The sequence below is a fragment of the Streptomyces alboniger genome (assembly GCF_008704395.1).
Classification (GTDB): Bacteria; Actinomycetota; Actinomycetes; order Streptomycetales; family Streptomycetaceae; genus Streptomyces; species Streptomyces alboniger.
This window is the reverse complement of the sequence record NZ_CP023695.1, coordinates 672,837-690,516: the sequence shown is the minus strand read 5'-3', so window position 1 is coordinate 690,516 and position 17,680 is coordinate 672,837. Positions and strand designations below refer to the sequence as shown.

General features: G+C 70.1%; 13 protein-coding genes. 9 read left to right on the top strand and 4 right to left on the bottom strand.

Annotated elements, in window-relative coordinates:
- The first annotated feature begins 6 nt into the window (after positions 1 to 6).
- From CP975_RS02980 to CP975_RS02970, 3 genes are all read left to right on the top strand, one after another.
- On the top strand, positions 7 to 2,157 hold the full coding sequence (locus CP975_RS02980) for a hypothetical protein (RefSeq protein WP_150476547.1): 2,151 nt from the start codon (positions 7 to 9) through the stop codon (positions 2,155 to 2,157).
- A gap of 86 nt (positions 2,158 to 2,243) precedes the next feature.
- Complete coding sequence (locus CP975_RS02975; protein WP_070321195.1) at positions 2,244 to 2,666, top strand: hypothetical protein; 423 nt, start codon at positions 2,244 to 2,246, stop codon at positions 2,664 to 2,666.
- A gap of 192 nt (positions 2,667 to 2,858) precedes the next feature.
- Positions 2,859 to 3,320, top strand: a complete 462-nt coding sequence (locus CP975_RS02970) for a MarR family winged helix-turn-helix transcriptional regulator (RefSeq protein ID WP_055530420.1) — start codon at positions 2,859 to 2,861, stop codon at positions 3,318 to 3,320.
- Between the two features lie 6 nt (positions 3,321 to 3,326).
- Here the strand turns inward: CP975_RS02970 and gap are convergent, their stop codons facing one another.
- Positions 3,327 to 4,331, bottom strand: a complete 1,005-nt coding sequence (gap, locus tag CP975_RS02965) for a type I glyceraldehyde-3-phosphate dehydrogenase (protein WP_055530418.1) — start codon at positions 4,329 to 4,331, stop codon at positions 3,327 to 3,329.
- Between the two features lie 554 nt (positions 4,332 to 4,885).
- On the opposite strand from gap, the gene CP975_RS02955 reads away from it, so the two are divergent.
- The gene (locus tag CP975_RS02955; protein ID WP_055530416.1) at positions 4,886 to 5,161 is read left to right on the top strand and encodes a hypothetical protein; all 276 of its coding nucleotides are present in this window, start codon (positions 4,886 to 4,888) and stop codon (positions 5,159 to 5,161) included.
- 43 nt (positions 5,162 to 5,204) lie between these two features.
- On the opposite strand, the gene CP975_RS02950 is transcribed toward CP975_RS02955, so the two are convergent.
- Positions 5,205 to 5,747 (bottom strand): GNAT family N-acetyltransferase, encoded by a 543-nt coding sequence (locus CP975_RS02950; protein WP_055530414.1) that lies wholly within the window; start codon positions 5,745 to 5,747, stop codon positions 5,205 to 5,207.
- 174 nt (positions 5,748 to 5,921) lie between these two features.
- On the opposite strand from CP975_RS02950, the gene CP975_RS02945 reads away from it, so the two are divergent.
- The 5 genes from CP975_RS02945 (at position 5,922) to CP975_RS35335 (ending at position 15,156) form a co-directional block, all read left to right on the top strand.
- Complete coding sequence (locus tag CP975_RS02945) at positions 5,922 to 7,898, top strand: hypothetical protein (RefSeq protein ID WP_055530412.1); 1,977 nt, start codon at positions 5,922 to 5,924, stop codon at positions 7,896 to 7,898.
- Between the two features lie 134 nt (positions 7,899 to 8,032).
- Positions 8,033 to 9,550 carry a sigma-70 family RNA polymerase sigma factor gene (locus tag CP975_RS02940; protein ID WP_055530410.1) on the top strand — a complete coding sequence of 506 codons (1,518 nt, stop codon included), beginning with the start codon at positions 8,033 to 8,035 and terminating at the stop codon, positions 9,548 to 9,550.
- 180 nt (positions 9,551 to 9,730) lie between these two features.
- Positions 9,731 to 12,112 carry a non-reducing end alpha-L-arabinofuranosidase family hydrolase gene (locus tag CP975_RS02935; RefSeq protein WP_055530407.1) on the top strand — a complete coding sequence of 794 codons (2,382 nt, stop codon included), beginning with the start codon at positions 9,731 to 9,733 and terminating at the stop codon, positions 12,110 to 12,112.
- 48 nt (positions 12,113 to 12,160) lie between these two features.
- A complete protein-coding gene (locus tag CP975_RS02930; protein ID WP_055530405.1) occupies positions 12,161 to 14,350 on the top strand; it encodes a WD40/YVTN/BNR-like repeat-containing protein in 2,190 nt (729 codons plus the stop codon).
- 212 nt (positions 14,351 to 14,562) lie between these two features.
- Complete coding sequence (locus CP975_RS35335; RefSeq protein ID WP_208835534.1) at positions 14,563 to 15,156, top strand: ATP-binding protein; 594 nt, start codon at positions 14,563 to 14,565, stop codon at positions 15,154 to 15,156.
- Positions 15,157 to 15,433: 277 nt separating this feature from the next.
- On the opposite strand, the gene CP975_RS02920 is transcribed toward CP975_RS35335, so the two are convergent.
- Both CP975_RS02920 and CP975_RS02915 read right to left on the bottom strand, forming a co-directional pair.
- Complete coding sequence (locus tag CP975_RS02920; RefSeq protein ID WP_055530389.1) at positions 15,434 to 15,757, bottom strand: protease inhibitor I42 family protein; 324 nt, start codon at positions 15,755 to 15,757, stop codon at positions 15,434 to 15,436.
- A 36-nt stretch (positions 15,758 to 15,793) separates the two neighbouring features.
- The gene (locus tag CP975_RS02915) at positions 15,794 to 17,602 is read right to left on the bottom strand and encodes a C1 family peptidase (RefSeq protein ID WP_055530386.1); all 1,809 of its coding nucleotides are present in this window, start codon (positions 17,600 to 17,602) and stop codon (positions 15,794 to 15,796) included.
- Positions 17,603 to 17,680 lie beyond the last annotated feature (78 nt).

Sequence of the window (17,680 nt, the reverse complement as noted above, 5' to 3'; positions counted from 1 at the left end):
CGGCAGTTGGGTACGAGCGTCCAAGCGCGGGACATCAGCGGGCAGTTGGTCGTCGGCGACCACAACGACGTCAACGTCGTGAACCACATCGTGGTGTTCGACCACGGCTCATCCGTGGCGCCGAGCGCCGAGGGGCCACCACGCGTCCAGCGCCGCCCACGGCCGGCGGACTGGGTCCGGCCCCCGCGGGCCCCCGTGCTGCTCGGGCGCGACGAGGAACTCGCCCGCGTCGACGACCGGCTCGCCGAGGGATACGCCGTCCGGCTGCACGGCCCGCCGGGCAGCGGCAGGACGGCCCTGCTGAGCCGCGTCGCCGCGGACCGCGGACCGGACGGCTCGGTGATCTTCATCCAGGCCGGCGGCCTGGACACGGAGGACATCCTCCAGCAGATCTTCCAGGCCTGTTACGACACCGAGGACTACAAACCGGGCTCGGCACGGCTGAAGCGGCTCATGGCCCCCATGGAGGCACTGGTGGTCATCGACGACTTCGCGGACCCCGCCTCCGACGGGCTCGCCGTGCTGCGGGACACACTGCCCGGCTGCGACGTACTGGTCGCCTCCGCCGAGCACGGCCCGACGGAAACGGGCTCCGCCACCCGCACCTGTCAGCTCGGCGGACTGTCGGCGAGCGCGTCGCTCGCCCTGCTCGAACGGGAACTGGGCCGGCCCCTCAGCGACGCGGAGTCACGAGAGGCAGCCCGCTTCGCCGCCGAGGTGCACGGTCATCCGCGCGCCCTGGTCGCGTCAGCGGCTCTGCTGGAGACCGGAGGCAGCACCGCTGAGGCCTTCACCGCGGACGAGACCGCGGTGGCCTCGGGGCTCGCCGGACGGCTCGGGCAGGGAGCAGCCCAGCTGCTCGGTGCTCTGTGCGCCTTCCAGCCTCTTCCCGTCCCCGTGGCCCTTCTCGGAGCAGTGGGTGCGGGTACTCCGGTGCCGGGGGCGTTAGCGGAACTTCAACACTTGCGCCTGGTCACCCATGAGAGCGGCGGCTACCGAGCCCGGGGACGACTCGCCGTCCTGACCACCGAAAGGGCCGGCACCCTGCGGGCGGCGGCCGACGCCACCCCCGACCTCGCCACCTGGATCGGTCAACGCCCCGGCCGGGGCGAGGTCGCCGCCGGATCGGGACTGCTCCGGCGCGCTCTCGTGGAGGCCGCACGACAGGGCGATGACACGGCCGTACGGGACTTGGCGCGGGCTGCCGCTCCTGTACTGGCCCGCAGCCTGTGCTGGGGTGCGTGGAAAGAGGTGCTGGCGCTCGGCGGAGCGGCCGCTGTCAGGCTCGATGCCACCGAGGACGTCACGTACTTCGCGCGGGAGGAGGACGTACGGCGCAAGGCGCTCGGCCTGGTGAGTGCGGCCGCGTCGGTGGCTTCGGCGGCTGTCGGAGTGGGAGCCGGTCAGGGCATCAGCGGTACGGACCGATCGTCGGCAGAGGGCGCCCAGCAGGACGGGACAGGCCCGTTTGTCGGCTCCGACGGAGGGCTGAGCGGTCCGCTGGCGGCCGGGATCGGGGTACTGGTTCTGGGAGCCGGGGGCCTGCTGGCGGGATTGCTCATGTCGGGCGGCGACAGCACGCCCGCCGCGCGCCCCGCAGCCACGCCTCATTCCGCTCCCGGCGCCACCGTCACACCGGAGCGTCCCGGTACGTTCGAACCCTCGCGCCCGGGAGCGGGCAGGACTTCCGGGAAGCCGACCCAGCGGGAGGACGAGCGGCGCGACGATCCCCGGCCGCCCGGCGACGACCAGCCGGACAAGCCGTCCCGCCCCGCCCCCTCGAAACCCGAGAGCCGACAGCCGCCCAATTGCGTTCTGGTGGGAGTCAGCTCGACGAACTTCCAACCCATGCCCGTGGGGAGCGAGGACAGTCGCACACTCTTGTACGACGGCTACGACTGCGACAGCGACGAAAGCGTCACCTTCTCCGTCACACCGGAAACCCAGCCGGCCTCCTTCACCTTGGAGCACCGAGGGTGTTCACCCACCGGCGACCGACAGTTCCGCTGCACCATGATCGTCACGTTCCGCCCGCAGGCCCCAGGCTCCTACACGGCTCAACTGGACGTGACCCATGATGGCGACTCGATCGGCATGGACATTCACGCCTACACGCAAGAGTCACCGTCGGAAACAACAGTGAATCCCACCGCCTGACTCCCTGCCGCTCTGCCCCCGGACCAGCTTGCCCCCCGGACCGGCTGACCGCCTGACCGGCTTCCGCACGACACCAAGGAGACACCATGTCCGACAAGCCAACAGAGGCCCGCTCCCTTCGAGCCCGCGACATCTCCGGTCAAGCAGTGGTCGGGGACGGCAACCACGTCGTCGGCGCCGGAGACGGCGCCGCCAAGGCGACGGCCACCGTGACCGAGGCCCAACTGGCCGCTCTGCACGACGCCTTCACCTCCGTGCGAGCGGAGATTCCCCCGGAGGACCCGGCCACCGACCGCGCGGCGGAGCTTCTGGACGAGTTGGAGGAGGCCGTCACCACCCCCCAGACGGACCTGACGACGATGGCCTATGTCCGGCGCTGGTTCGCCACCAACCTCCCGGCGCTGGCAGGCAGCGTGGCCGCACTGCTGGTCCACCCGGTCGTGGCCCAGCTGGCCGAGGCGGCGGGCGGCGGACTGGCGGCTGGATACCACGACCTGGTGAATGGCTGAGGGCGGAGTTGAACCGGCGGTGCGAGGAGGTGGGTTGGATGCGGGTGTCCATCGATGGCGAGCTTCGCTTCCCGCCCGCTGACCGAACCGCCATGGGGCCATGGAAAGCTGACGCAGACCGCGCACGCCCCCGGCGAGGTGCCCCATCAATGCATCACGAGACTATATAAGTGTGTGCGCTATTTTTCTGGGGTGACCACTTCGCAGACCAACAGTCCACGGGACCACCTGGACGTGAGCTCCCTGATCTCGGCGATCGAGAACTTCAACCGCTTCTACATTCGCCTGCCCGCCTTGCAGACACTGTCGTTCACCACTCTGTCCGTGCTGGACACCCTGACCTCCCGGGGGCCCACCCGGCTCACGAAGCTCGCCGAGACCGAGCAGATCAGCCAGCCAGGAGTCACCCAGCTCATTACGCGCCTGGAGCACGACGGCCTCGTGGAACGCCGCCCCGACCCGACGGACGGGCGCGCCGTCCTGGTCCACATCACCGACGCCGGGCGGCAGGTCGGCGCGTCCCGTCTGGAGGACCGGATCCGCCGCCTGGTCCCCCTCGTCGCCCAACTGGCGCCCGAGGACCAGCGGGCGATCACCGAGGCGCTCCCCGCGCTCTCCCGCCTCGCGGAACTCGGCAACCAGACCCGGTCGTGACGGCCCCTAGAGCGAGGTGCCGACCTTGAGCGCCAGGTCGATGAGGCGGTTCGAGTAGCCCCACTCGTTGTCGTACCAGCCGACGACCTTGACCTGCGGTCCGATCACGCGGGTGAGACCGGCGTCGTAGATACAGGAGGCCGGGTCGGTGACGATGTCGGAGCTGACGATGGGGGCCTCGGTGTAGGAGAGCAGCCCCTTGTACGCGCCGGCGGCGGCCTTCGCGTATGCCTCGTTGATTTCCTCGACGGTGGTGCGGCGGCTCGTGGTGACCGTCAGGTCGGTGACCGAGCCGGTCGGCACGGGAACCCGGAGCGCGAACGCGTCGAGGCGGCCCCGGAGTTCGGGCAGGACCAGGCCGATGGCCTTGGCCGCGCCGCTGGACGTCGGCACCACGTTGACGGCCGCCGAGCGGGCGCGGCGCAGGTCCTTGTGCGGGGCGTCCTGGAGGTTCTGGTCCTGGGTGTAGGCGTGGACCGTGGTCATCATTCCGTACTCGATGCCGACGGTGTCGTGCAGCACCTTGGCGAGGACGCCCAGGCAGTTGGTGGTGCAGGAGGCGTTGGAGATGACCGCGTGGCGCTCGGGGTCGTACGCGTCGTCGTTCACCCCGAGGACGAGGGTGACGTCCTCGCCGTCGGCGGGCGCGGCGATAATCACCTTCCTGGCGCCGCCGTCGATGTGCGCGCGGGCCTTCTCGGCCTTGGTGAAGATGCCCGTGGACTCGATGACGACGTCGACACCCAGGTCGCCCCAGGGAAGTTGGGCCGGGTCGCGCTCGGCGAGGACCTTGACCCTCCTGTCGCCGACCCGGATCGCATCGGGCTCGGCGGTGATCTCCTCCGGGAAGCGGCCGAGGACCGAGTCGTAGGCCAACAGGTGGGCCATGGTCGGCACGTCACCCAGGTCGTTGACCGCGACGACCTCGACATCCGCACCCCGGGCGGCAACCGCCCGGAAGACGTTCCTCCCGATGCGGCCGAAGCCGTTGATGCCTACACGAACAGTCATGTGTTCCTCTCACGACGGTTTTTGGGCTCGACGGTGAAGAGAGGGCAGCCGAGCGTGTCGCGGCGCGCCGCGGCGGCGGCCGCCCAGAACACCATAAGCAACTTCTGTAAGTTATCAATGCGTAGGGACAGCCGACCGAGGCAGCCGCTGCCGTGAGCCGGTCGGTCCGGACCGTCTTGGTGCCCCATAATTCCTGGACCGCCAGTCGGCCTGGTCCGGCCGAGCAGGAAGGTTGCGCACCCGGCGGCTGGCTCGGTTGTCGCCGGCGCAGCTCCAGGTGGCGGTCCGGCCGCGGGCGGTGACGTCGACGGTCACGCCCTGGACGCAGGCGAGGGCGAGGTGTTGTGTTAGCGACGAAGTTGACCTGGAAGGCGATCTCGTTGCCAGACGGGCGAAGTCCGCCCCGTACGCGCACAGCCGCTCGACCGGCATCCCGGGCTGGGTGGCGAGACGGTTGGCTGCGGCGTGCGCCTCCTCGCGCCCAACCCGTACAGGGTCAAGTTGCGGTGCGGCAGGTTATGGGCCCCGGTAGGCACCCGCGAACATCGCGGGGGATGATCCGAAGTACCGCGACGTCGCACGCCGACATCGGCCTGGGGGGGCACTCGAAGGACGAGGGCCCAAGGAGAACGCCGCTGGCGGAGCAGGTACTGGCCTGGCTCATCACCTCGCGGGGGCGGGCGGCAGCCATCACGGTCGATGCCGATGGGCATGTCGGGGATGCCGATGGCGCCGACGCTTTCATACCGCCGGGCGAGGACCGCGGTGGCAGGGCAGCCGTCGCCGAAGAAGCCGTCGGCTTCGTGCAGGAGGGACTCCTCGTTACCTGACACGGCGGAGCCGCGGCTGGAAGACCTATGGAAATCTTGGGCTTCAGCCCTGCGAGTTCGCTTTCCACTCCTGGACGAGGAGCCCGAGGAGTACCTCGTCCAGGAACTCGCCCAGCACCCACGCCGAGGAGCGCAGTACGCCCTCGCGGATGAAGCCGTTGTTTTCGGCGGCGCGCAGCATGGCGTGGTTGTCCGCCAGGGTCTCGATCTGCAGCCGCTGTAGGCCGCGGACCACGAAACCGTAGTGGCAGAGTGTCGCGACCACGTCCGTGCCGTAACCCTTGCCGCGCGCCGCCGGTAGCATCCCGAGTCCGATGTGGGCAGACCGGTGGTGGTTGTCGATGCCCCACAGGGAGGCGGTGCCGACCAGGGAGCCTCCGTCCAGCTCCACGACGGAGAACGCGACGCTGCCCTGCGCCGTGTCGTCCACCACCAGCCGCGGGTCCTTCGAACCGGGCGATATCGGACGCCACGGCCCGGCCTCGGCCCGCGCCGAGCCGACCACGTCATCGTAGAGCTCGGTCCGAAGAGTGGGGATGTCGTCCTCGTGCCGGGCCCTCAGCCCGATCTTGCTGCCCTTTAGCATGGGGGCTTCTTATCCGACTTGGTTCGCCTACGGCAAACGAATATATGGAACAGCCCGAGTTGACGCGGTCGCGGGTGTGCGCCCCCCCCCGACGGAACACCGGGTTTCCAAGGTGATGAAGCGCGTACCCGGGCACCGGCGAAAGGCAGGCGCGCGATCCGGCAGGATGGCCGCATGCCCCGCACCCCGATACGCCCCGCACAGCCCTTCGACGAGAAGTGGATCGCCCAGGCCCTCAACGGTTTCATCGAAGGTTCCGGATACTGGGGGCCCGGCACGCTCACCGTGGTCACCGAGGTCGGCGACTACTTGACCGGGGGCGCCGAGGAGGCGCCCGCGCGATACCGGGGCTGGAACTGGTACCGGTTCATCGGCCGGTGCGGCGCCGTGGCCCTGCGGGCGAGCTGCTTCCACGTGCAGGACCATCTGCGCGCAGTCCAGCTGGCGATGCTGGAGGTGTGGGCAGAAACCCCCTTTGCCGACCCGGAGGCTCGCACCCGGATGCGTACGGGCGTCCTCGAACTCGTCGACAAGGACACGCATGCCGCTCGGACCGACGACGGTGCGGTGGTCGCTCTGCACGGGCTCGGCACCGGCCGGGACGGGCAGCGCTTCGTCGAGTTGCGCACCGGCACCGCCACGCCGCCGGCACCAGGTCGGATCACGGCCACCGAGCCGGTGCCCGCGGCCGGTTGGGACACACCTGACCGACTTCGGCGCCTCATACACCTCGTACGGCAGAAGGGCCCCGCCCCCTGGGATCGGGCGGCGGCCGCGGTTCTCGCCGAGCGGACCGGGCTGAGCCGGGCCGGTGCCGCGCTGCTGCTCGCCGGAATACCCGATGTGAAGTACGGGTACCGGGGCCTCGATGCCGAGGCACGCAAGGTGATGGGACTCAAGCAGTCCGAAGTCGAGGCCGGTGAGCGGGAGTTGGCGACCCTAGGGGTGGCCGAGCGCCTCGACCTGCTGGCCGACGTGCTGCCCGCAGACCCCGAGCAGCTGTGGCTGGAGGGCGGGCAGCTGGCGCTCGCCGAGCGGATCGCCGAGGCCTGGCGCAGGCAGCAGGGCGTACGCCCCGCCGTGCCCGAGTCTACGCTCGCCGTCGCCGCCGAGCACAGTGACGTTCGGATGGCCCCGGCAGACGTGTGCGCCGTGTTCGCCGATCCCGCGCGCGAGCCGCGGCTGACCCGCGACGCCGACACCAGGCTGCGGGTGAACAGCATCAGCGGCGGCGGCTGGGAGGGCGACGAGGGTTTCCGTTTCAGAGAGCTGCTCGCCGTGGTCTGCGACGCCGTCGACTGGGTGTACGCCGAGCTTCCCGAAGGAGACCCCGTACGCCGGGGCGTCCCCGAGACCGTACGGCTGCTGCGGGAGCGCCTGGCCCACCCGGAGTTGCTGCTCTCCGCCCGGGGCCGCAGCCTGCGCGGCCGCACCGTGGCGAGCCTGCTGCCGGACTTCCCCGGCGCCCTGCCCTACTTGGACGCCGCCGAGCCGCTTGCCCATCCCACGCTGGACGACGGCCTGGTCGTCGTGTCCGAGGCAGGGTTCGACCGGCGCGGTGAGCGCGAGGCGCCCGGCGTGTACTTCCGGCCCGGTCGCTACGGGGCCGACGAGCGCTCGCGGCGACTGGAGGCCGTGGTCGACGTGGAGGACTCGCATCTGGCGCTGGTCCGCCGACTGCGCGGTCCCGAGTTCGAGCGGATCGTGCAGCGCATAACCGAGGGGGCTCTGCCGCCGGGCGGCTACGAGTCCGATCCGCGGCTGTCCGCACCAGAGGTGGTCGAGGAGGCGGTCGCCACCACCGGTCTGGATACGGACGCGGCCACCTTGTATCTGCAACTGCTCTCTCTGCCCGTGCCCACCGACCGCCGTATCCGCCGCTTCAACCGGTGGACTGCCGCGCACCACAAGGCTGTTGCGGCCGCACTCGTCGAGGCCGGTCTAGCGGTCACCGACCGCAGGGCCCGGGCCGGGCGGGGGGTCTTCCTGCCCGGCGACTGGGCGGGCGGGGACAAGTTCTACCCTCCGATGGAGACCTGGAAGGCCGAGCTGCTCGGGGTCCGGGTCATCGGGCGCAAGGTCTACTCCCGGCCCGTCGCCGGCCCCCTGCCCGAACTCTTCGCCCGGGCCTGGCGGACGCGGTCCCACTGAGCGTGGTGGCACGTTGCGCACGTTGTGCAGGTTGGCATGATCGTCACCCCTGGGGGATGACGTCGTGGTCCACACGGTTAGGGTGTGGCGCCGTACTCGGCGGATCACTTCCCCGAAGAGAGGGGACTGGGCTCATGGACGCGGACCACGTGAGGCTGGTCGTCGCGGCGCAGCGCGGTGACGAGCGGGCGCGGGAGGAGCTCGTTGCCGCATATCTGCCGTTGGTGTACAACATCGTCGGACGGGCGCTGAGCGGCCATGCCGACGTGGACGACGTGGTCCAGGAGACGCTGCTGCGCGCGGTACGCGACCTGCCCGCCCTGCGGGCCCCGGAGAGCTTCCGTTCGTGGCTGGTGTCGATCACGCTCCGGCAGGTCAATACGTACTGGCAGCGGCAGCGGGCACTCGCCGACCGGACCACGCTCATCGACGAGGCACTCCCGGTACCGGACGCCGCCGCCCCTCTGGAGGACACGACGATCCTGCGGCTGCGCATGTCGGACGAGCGCGCACAGGCGGCCGAAGCGAGCCGTTGGCTCGACCCGGAACACCGGGTGCTCCTTTCACTGTGGTGGCAGGAGTGCGCCGGGCTGCTCAGCCGCCAGGACATCGCCGACGCGACGGGCCTCGGCGTCTCCCACACAGGGGTTCGTCTGCAACGCATGCGCGAGCAGCTGGAACTGAGCCGGACGATCGTCGCCGCGCTGGCGGCCGACCCGCGCTGTCCGGGCCTGAGCGTGACCGTCTCCGGCTGGGACGGCGCGCGAACGTCCGTGTGGCGCAAGCGGATCGCTCGGCACACGCGCGACTGCCCGATATGTACGGCGACGGCGGCCGAGCGGGTACCGGCCGAGCTGCTCTTGTCCGGCCTCACGCCGCTGGCCGTGCCGACGGCGCTCCTCGGGGCGCTGGCCGCGAAGGGCTTGCTGTCGGGTACGACGGTGACGACGGCGGCAGCCGCGAGCGCCACGGGTACGGCGGCAGGGGGCGGCACTCTGCTCGGCAAGCTCCACGCGGTGACCGCCCACCCGATCGCGACCCTCGCCACCGGCGCGGTGCTCATCACCGGGACCGCCACGTACGTCGCCTGGCCCGAACCGGAGCACCGGGCGCCCGGTGTCGCCGCCGCGCCGACGACCGGTACGACCACCCCGGCTCCCTCGGCCACCCCGGCTCCGTCGGCCACCCCCGCTCCGTCCGCCACCCCGGTTCCCTCGGCCACGCCGTCGCCGTCGGGTCCGGCCGTGGTTCCGCTGGGCGTGCGGTCCCTTGAGTCCGTGGACCGGCCCGGCCAATTCCTCACGTACGACGGCGACTTCGCGACGCTCAGCAGCGGTGAGGCCGCCTTCACCGTCAGCAAGGGGCTCGCAGACAGCCGGTGCGTCACGTTCCGGTCGGCTGACGGCCGGTATCTGCGCCATCACTATCTGCGGTTACGCCTGAGCGCCGACGACGGCAGTCAGTTGTTCCGGGAGGACGCCACCTTCTGCCCGCGCCCCGGGACGGTCGACGGATCGGTGACTCTGTACGCGCACAACTACCCGGGCTCCGCCCTGCGCCCCCGCGACGGATCGATCCGCCTCGACGGCTTCAACGGCACACGTACCTTCACCGGCCAGGCCTCTTTCGTCGTCCGCGCGCCGCAGGGGTGAGCGCAGGAACCCGCTGACTTCACAACCGCGCCCCGCATTACGTTTTTCTGCTGCGAGATCCCTCACTGCGCGGGCGCGCACATTTTTCGTTACGCCGTCCCGCCTTCCCCGGCCTCCTCTTCAGGGGTGCCCCTTCACAGGCATCCCCGCTGACCTGTCCCCTGAAGAAGGCCACTCCCCATGACCAGACACACCGACGAACCCCGCAAAGGCCTGCACCGCCTCCGCCGGCCCCGCAGGACGCTGACGGTCGGCCTGACCGCCTCGGCGCTGGTGGCCGGGGTCGTGACGTGGCTCCCCAACTCCGCCGGGGCCGCGAGCCTGGAGGCCGAGGCATCCTCGTCGGGCCGGTACTTCGGTACCGCGATAGCCGCCGGGCGGCTGAGCGACTCGACGTACACGTCGATCGCCGACCGGGAGTTCAACATGATCACCCCGGAGAACGAGATGAAGTGGGACGCGATCGAGCCGTCCCGCGGGACGTTCCGGTTCGCGGCCGCCGACAAGATCGTCAACCGGGCCCTGGAGCGCGGCCAGCGACTGCGCGGCCACACCACGGTGTGGCACTCGCAGTTGCCGGACTGGGTGAAGGCGATCAACGACCCGAGCACGCTGCGCGGCGTCACGAACAACCACATCAGGACGACGATGGGCCGCTACAAGGGCAAGATCTACGCCTGGGACGTCGTCAACGAGGCCTTCCAGGACGGCGGCAGCGGTGCGCTGCGCGAGTCGGTGTTCAAGAAGGTGCTCGGCAGCGGCTTCATCGAGGAAGCTTTCCGCACCGCCCGCGCGGCCGACCCGGCCGCGAAGCTCTGCTACAACGACTACAACATCGAGGACTGGTCGGCCGCCAAGACCCAGGGCGTGTACCGCCTGGTCAAGGACTTCAAGGCGCGCGGTGTCCCCATCGACTGCGTCGGCTTCCAGAGCCACTTCGGGGCGGGCGGCCCGCCGGCCAGTTTCAAGAAGACCCTCGACAGCTTCGCGGCCCTCGGCGTCGACGTGCAGATCACCGAACTGGACATCGCCCAGGCGTCCCCCACGCACTACGCGAGCGCGGTCAACGCCTGCCTCGGCGTGCAGCGTTGCACCGGCATCACCGTGTGGGGCGTCCGCGACAGCGACTCGTGGCGCGCGGACGAGAAGCCGCTCCTCTTCGACGCGGCCGGCAAGCCGAAGCCCGCGTACGACGCCGTCAAGCAAGCGTTCGACGCCGGGTCGGGTACGACCCCGGCCGACCCGGGTGACGGCACCGGCCGGATCAAGGGCGTGGCCTCCGGCCGCTGCATCGACGTCCCCGGCTCCTCGACCGCCAACGGCACTCAAGTACAGCTGAGGGACTGCACCGGGCAGTCGAACCAGAGCTGGACGCACACCGCTGCCAAGCAGCTGAAGGTGTTCGGCGACAAGTGCCTGGACGCGAAGGCGAAGGGCACGGCGAACGGCACCGAGGTGGTCATCTGGGACTGCAACGGCGGCACGAACCAGCAGTGGAACATCAACGCCAACGGTTCGATCTCCGGCATCCAGTCCGGCAAGTGCGTGGACGCGATCGGCGCGGGCACCTCAAACGGCACCAAGATCCAGCTGTACACGTGCGCCGACGTCGGCAACCAGAAGTGGACCGCCCCCTCCGGCTCGGCCGGTGGCGCGTGCGCGCTGCCGTCCACGTACAAGTGGAGCTCGACCGGCGCCCTGGCGAAGCCCGCGAACGGCTGGGCCTCGCTGAAGGACTTCACCCACGTCCCGTACAACGGCAAGCACCTCGTCTACGGGTCGATGTCGACGGGCACCTCGTACGGCTCGATGGCGTTCGCCCCGTTCACCGACTGGTCCGGCATGGGGACGGCCAGGCAGACGAAGATGAGCCAGAACGCGGTCGCGCCCACCCTCTTCTACTTCGCGCCGAAGAAGATCTGGGTGCTGACGTACCAGTGGGGGGCTTCGCCCTTCAGCTACCGCACCTCCGCCGACCCGACCGACCCCAACGGCTGGTCCGCGCCGCAGCCCCTGTTCACCGGCAGCCTGCCCGACTCCCGGACCGGTCCGATCGACCAGACGCTGATCGGCGACGACCAGAACATGTACCTCTTCTTCGCCGGTGACAACGGCAAGATCTACCGGGCGTCCATGCCGATCGGGAACTTCCCCGGCAACTTCGGCTCGTCCTACACGACGGTCATGAGCGACACGGTCAAGAACCTCTTCGAGGCACCCCAGGTCTACAAGGTCCAGGGCCAGAACCAGTACCTGATGATCGTCGAGGCGCGGGGTGCCGACGAGAACCGCTACTTCCGCTCCTTCACGGCGACCAGCCTGAACGGCACGTGGACCCCGCAGGCCGCCACCGAGTCCAACCCCTTCGCGGGCAAGACCAACAGCGGTGCGACCTGGACCAACGACATCAGCCACGGTGACCTGATCCGCTCCAACCCGGACCAGACCATGACCGTCGACCCGTGCAACCTCCAGCTGCTCTACCAGGGCAAGGACCCGAAGTCGGACGCCCCCTATGACGCGCTGCCGTACCGGCCCGGCGTTCTGACCCTGAAGCGCTGAGCAATTCCGCGGACAGCCCATCACGTACAAGGAGCACAAGTCCCCTCCATGAACACCTCACCCCCCACCCGCACGAACTCCCGGCGGCGCGGTCTGCACCGTCGCCGCCGGGGCGCCATCGCCCTGCTGCTCGCGGTGCCCGCCGCGGCCGTGCCGTACCTGCTCCTCACGCAGGACGACTCCCGGGCCGCGAAGGCCCGGACGTCCGCGGCGACCCCGTATAAGTGGAAGAACGCGCAGGTCGTCGGCGGCGGTTACGTCTCCGGCCTCGTCTTCAACCAGCGTGAGCGGGGTCTGCTGTACGCCCGCACCGACATGGGCGGCGCGTACCGCTGGGACGCCGGCGCCAAGAAGTGGATCCCGCTGACCGACTGGCTCGGCGAGAAGGACTGGAACCTGCTCGGTATCGACTCCCTCGCCACCGACCCCGTCGACCCCGACCGGCTCTACCTCGGCGCGGGCACGTACACCAACGACTGGGCGGGCAACGGCGCGATCCTCCGCTCCACCGACCGCGGCCGCACCTTCCGGCGCACCGAGCTGCCTTTCAAGCTCGGCGGCAATGAGGACGGCCGCGGCGCCGGGGAACGCCTCGTCGTCGACCCGTCGAACCACTCGAATCTGCTCCTCGGCTCCCGTAAGAACGGCCTGTGGCGGTCCACCGACTACGGTGCGAGCTGGCGTCAGGTCGAGTCCTTCCCGGTCAAGGACGGGGCGGGCAGCGGTGCCGGCATCTCGTTCGTGACATACGGGCCGAAGGGCAGCGACACCGTGTACGCCGGTGTCGCCGACAAGTCCACGTCCCTCTACCGGTCGACCGACGGCGGTGCCACATGGCGGGCGGTCGCCGGGCAGCCGACCGGCCAGCTGCCCCAGCACGGTGTCGTCACGGGCGACGGCACGCTGTATGTGACGTACACCGACAACCTCGGGCCCAACGGCGTCACCGGCGGCTCGGTCCGGAAGTACACGCCGAGCGGCGGGAGTTGGAAGGACATATCTCCCTCGCAGGGCTCGTACGGCTTCTCGGGGCTCGCGGTCGACCCGCGCAAGCCGTCCACGGTGATGGTCACGACGCTGGGCCGCTGGTACCCCGAGGACGAGATCTACCGCACCACGGACGGCGGTTCGACCTGGCAGGCTCTCGCGGACAAGTCCGTACGGGACGCGTCCGGCGCGCCGTACGTCGGCACCCACACCGGTCACTGGATGACGGCCCTCGCGATCGATCCGTTCAACTCCGGGCATGTGCTGTACGGCACCGGCAACGGAATCTGGCGGAGCGAGGACGCCGACGCCGGGACGAGCCATTGGACCGTAGGGGCCAAGGGACTTGAGGAGACGGCGATCCTCGATGCCATCGCCCCGCCCGGCGGCGCGAGCGTCCTGACCGCCATGGGTGACCAGGGTGGATTCCGGCACACCGACCTGACGCGGGTGCCGTCCGGACGGATGAGGAACCCGCTGATGAGCAACAGCACCGACATCGACTACGCCGCGTCGAAGCCGTCGGTGATGGCGCGTGTCGGTACGGGCGGCAAGCAGGACGGCGCCTACTCCACCGACGGGGGCGTCACCTGGCGGGGCTTCGCCGCCGAACCGGTGGCCGGCGCCCACAGCGGCCGTGTCGCCCTCGCTGCGGACGGCTCCACGCTGGTGTGGACCCAGTCCGGGCACTCCCCGTACCGTTCGACGGACAAGGGAGCGACCTGGACGAAGGTGCGGGGGCTCGGGACGGGGGCGGAGGTCGTCGCCGACCGCTCCTCCGCCCGCACCTTCTACTCCCTGACCGGCGGCACCCTCTACGCCAGCACAGACGGCGGCGCGACCTTCACCGCCCGCGCGACCGGCCTGCCCGCCGACGGCCGCCTCAAGGCCCTCCCGGGCCGGGCCGGCGACCTGTGGATCGCGGGCGGCGGCAAGGGCCTGCTCCACTCCACGGACGGTGGCGGCACGTTCACCCGGCTCGCCTCGGTGACGTCCGCCTCGGCGATCGGCTTCGGCAAGGCCGCGCCGCGTGCCTCGTACCAGACGTTGTACCTGATCGGCACGGTAAAGGACGTCACCGGCGTCTTCCGCTCCACCGACAAGGGCACCACCTGGACCCGCGTCAACGACGGCGCCCACCAGTGGGGCGCCATCGGCAGCCAGGGCGTCGTCACCGGCGATCCCGACACCTACGGCCGCGTCTACATCGGTACCAACGGCCGAGGCCTCCAGTACGGCGACCCGTCCTGATCCCCGCGCTTCACCCGTGACAGCGGGCCGCCCTCATGACCGAGGCGACATCACGGTCATGAGGGCGGCCCGCGGCGTAACCGACGCGTTGCAGCGCGAGGGTGGGCGGGGGAGGAGGCGGGGAGTCGGGCGATGGGCGGGAATGTTTGGACGAACGTGCGCGTGCGGCAGGCGGGCAGGACGTGGCTGCCGCGGTGCGTCCGGGGCAGGGAATGGGTGTCGACCGTGATGGTCAGATCGGCGGTCTGCATCAGGCGCGCACCGCGCAGGCCGAAGGTGTCGTCGATGCCGTGGGACTTTCTCAGATCCAGGTTGAGCGCCGTGTCCACGGACCAGCTGATCATGCCTGCGCCGCGCTCGGGACGGGGAAGTTCGCGCGCCCCGCGGCCGTTCCTGCGGACCTGGTGCAGGCGTCCGTCGACCACGCGGTAGCGGTTCGCTACGTACTCCAGCAGGACAGGTATGGCGGGGCGGCTCTTGCCGTCCAGGGGGTTGATGAAGCGGGTGAGCTCGCGGCCGGTCTCGGGATCGAGCGCAGGAGGAGGATGCGCTCGACGATGGCAAGCTCGGCGGGGGCGCCGCCGACACAGGAATTGGTGCGCCACGCATGTGACCCGCTTCGGTTGCGGCTGCGCCGCACCCGGCACGAGCTGCACGTCGAAGTGTGCGACGGCAGCCCCATACTGGCGCAGGCGAAGCCCGCAGGCTCTGACGAGGAGTCGGGCCGCGGACTCACCTTGCTGGATCAGTTGGCCGCCCCCTGGGGCACCCTGCCCACCCAGGAAGGCAAAGCCGCATGGTTCTAGCTCCCCAGCACAACTCCCCTCAGCGCAACTACGAAACCAGCACGAGAGCGCCGGCGGCACGAAAGCAGTAGACCGGCGGACCACAAACGGGTTCGGCGAGGGATTGCGGGCGGCGAGCAAACGCCGGGGCGGTCAACGGCGCCTACCGGTGCGGCATGGCTGCAAGTGCAAGCGGTGGCTGACCGCCCTCTACATGCACCCGAGCGTGGCCCGTGCCTGCCCCGAAGCCGCAGTGCCGCAGGCCTCCGGACGCGTTGCTTACGCGTAGGTCCTGCTCTCACGCCCGGAGGCGGGGCGACTCGACCGTGATCTCGTAGCACCGCCGCTCCTTCGGGGGCGTGTCCTGCTCCCATGGGCGGCGGTGGTCGAGTTGGAGCGTGGCGTGGCCGGGGCGCAGCGCCGTGAGCGTGAAGAGGATGTCGGCTGACGCCCCCGGCGGGCTGTCATGGAGTTCGCCGGCGGGTGGCCGGCCCTGGGCGATGGCGACGGAGTCGGTGTCGCCGTCCAGCCGCCAGGTCCAGGTGAACCCGGCAGTGCCCAGGGCAGGGAGGCGGATCTCCCGGCGTTCACCCGGTGTCAGGGTGATGTCCGCGTCGGCCATCTGTCTCGTCCGTTCGCCAGGGGCGGTCCGCCGGGTTCAGGCGCGGCCGATCACCGGGCCCTCGTGCCAGCCGTCGCCGCCGCGCCAGTAGTGCTGGAGTTGGCCGTCGGTGCGCAGCACCACGACTTCCAGGTTGAAGCCGAAGCTGCCCTCGACGAGCCCGGTCACCGTGGCGACATCGTGGCCGAAGACGGCACTGCAGGTCCAGACTCCCGTGCCGCTGTGTCGCCACCAGTGCTGGACGCGGCCGCCCGCCGCGACGCAGAGTTCGAAGTTGCCGTGGTCCCTCTCGGTCGCCATGCCGTACTGGCCCTGGATCATCACGGCCGGGCTTGCGATGCCGGAGCCGAAGAGCGAGCCCGCATGCCAGGGCTTGTCGGCGCGGTCGTCGTCGCGCCACCAGTGCTGGAGCTGGCCAGAGCCGAGGGTGCAGACGAGCTCCAGGTTGCCCTGTTCGCCGTAGGTGCTCTGGACGAGGGTCGCGCCGGCGAAGGCGACGTTCGCTCCGAAGACCGGGCCCGGATGCCAGCTTCCGGCGCGGTACCAGTGCTGGAGCCGACCGCCCGACAGGCGGGTGACGACCTCCAGATTGCCGGGGGCGCCGTAGTTGGACTGGATGAAGCCCGGAACTCCGGTGGCGTCGGGCGGGCCGAAAATGCCGCCGTCGTTCCACTTGCCGGTGTTCTGGTCGAGCCACCAGTGGTGGAGGCGGCCCGCTCCGGTGGTGTAGACGCACTCGAAGTTCCGGTTGAACGTCGTGCTGGTCAGCGTCGGGCAGACGGCCGCGTCGAGGCCGAAGACACTGGCCTTCGCCCAGCCGAAGCCGCCGGTGCCCTCACGCCACCAGTGCTGGATCTGCGAACCGCCGGACGAGAGCATTTCGAAGTTGCGGTGCCCGGCACCGTTCCCGCCCTCGTAGAAATTTCCGTTGTGCAGCCGTCGCTTCGTCCACGGGTCGGGGTTGGTGGAGAGTACACCCTGTTTGGTGAATTCGTCGATCCGAATCTGTCCGTACGCGATTCGGCCGAATCCATTTTCACCCCAACCCGTTCCCCAGGAATTCTTGATGATCCAGCAGCCTTCGCTGTCGTTATATCCGACGACGGCGATGCAGTGCAGTCCCGCAATATGCGACACGGTTTTCCGGTAGACCCCGGTCCGGTACGAGAAGAAGTCGTCCGGCACCTCGATGCAGCAGGTCAGCGGGCCCACGGTGTCGAGCCATTTCTTCTGGTCGGCGACCGATCCCGTCTCGGTATATCCGTCGATCTTGACGGTGCGCCCCGCGCGGTCCGGCGTGGGACGGTACGGCGCATTGTCCTGCCGGTACGGCCAGCAGGCCGGGTCGGCGATGCCGTTGCTCTTGATCCAGTCGAAGTAGGTGTTCGGCCAGGACCCCTGGGCGCAGGGGATGCCCTGGCCGTCGTGCGAGTCGCCCTCGGAGCGCACGCACCACACGGCGTGCTCGATACGGACCCGGCTCTCGATCACCGCAGCGGTCCCAAATGCCACGCAGGATCCGCATCCGCCCTGGTCCTTGACCTGGGTGACCCAGTTGGTGCCCCAGCGGTTGCGCCAGTCCACCGTGGTGGGCAGGCCCGCCTCGTCGGCGCCCGCGCTCGGCGTCACTCGGGCCAGCAGCTGCTCGTCCACCTCCACGCCGCCCGTCGGCAGCCCGAGCACGGCCCGCCGGGCGGCCAGCAGCTGGTTGCCCGTGGGGTGCGCCTCCAGCAGGGCCGTCAGGTCGATCTCCGGTACGTCACCGGCGGGCACCAGCTGGTCCTCGTTGGGAACGCCCAACGCGTACACGCGTACCGGAGCGTTGTCGGACGCCTCCGGATCCATCTGCCATGTTGCTTCACGAGCACCTTCTAGGGCACTGCGAATCTCCCCGTACGTAGCCATGAAGTCCCCTCCCCGAAT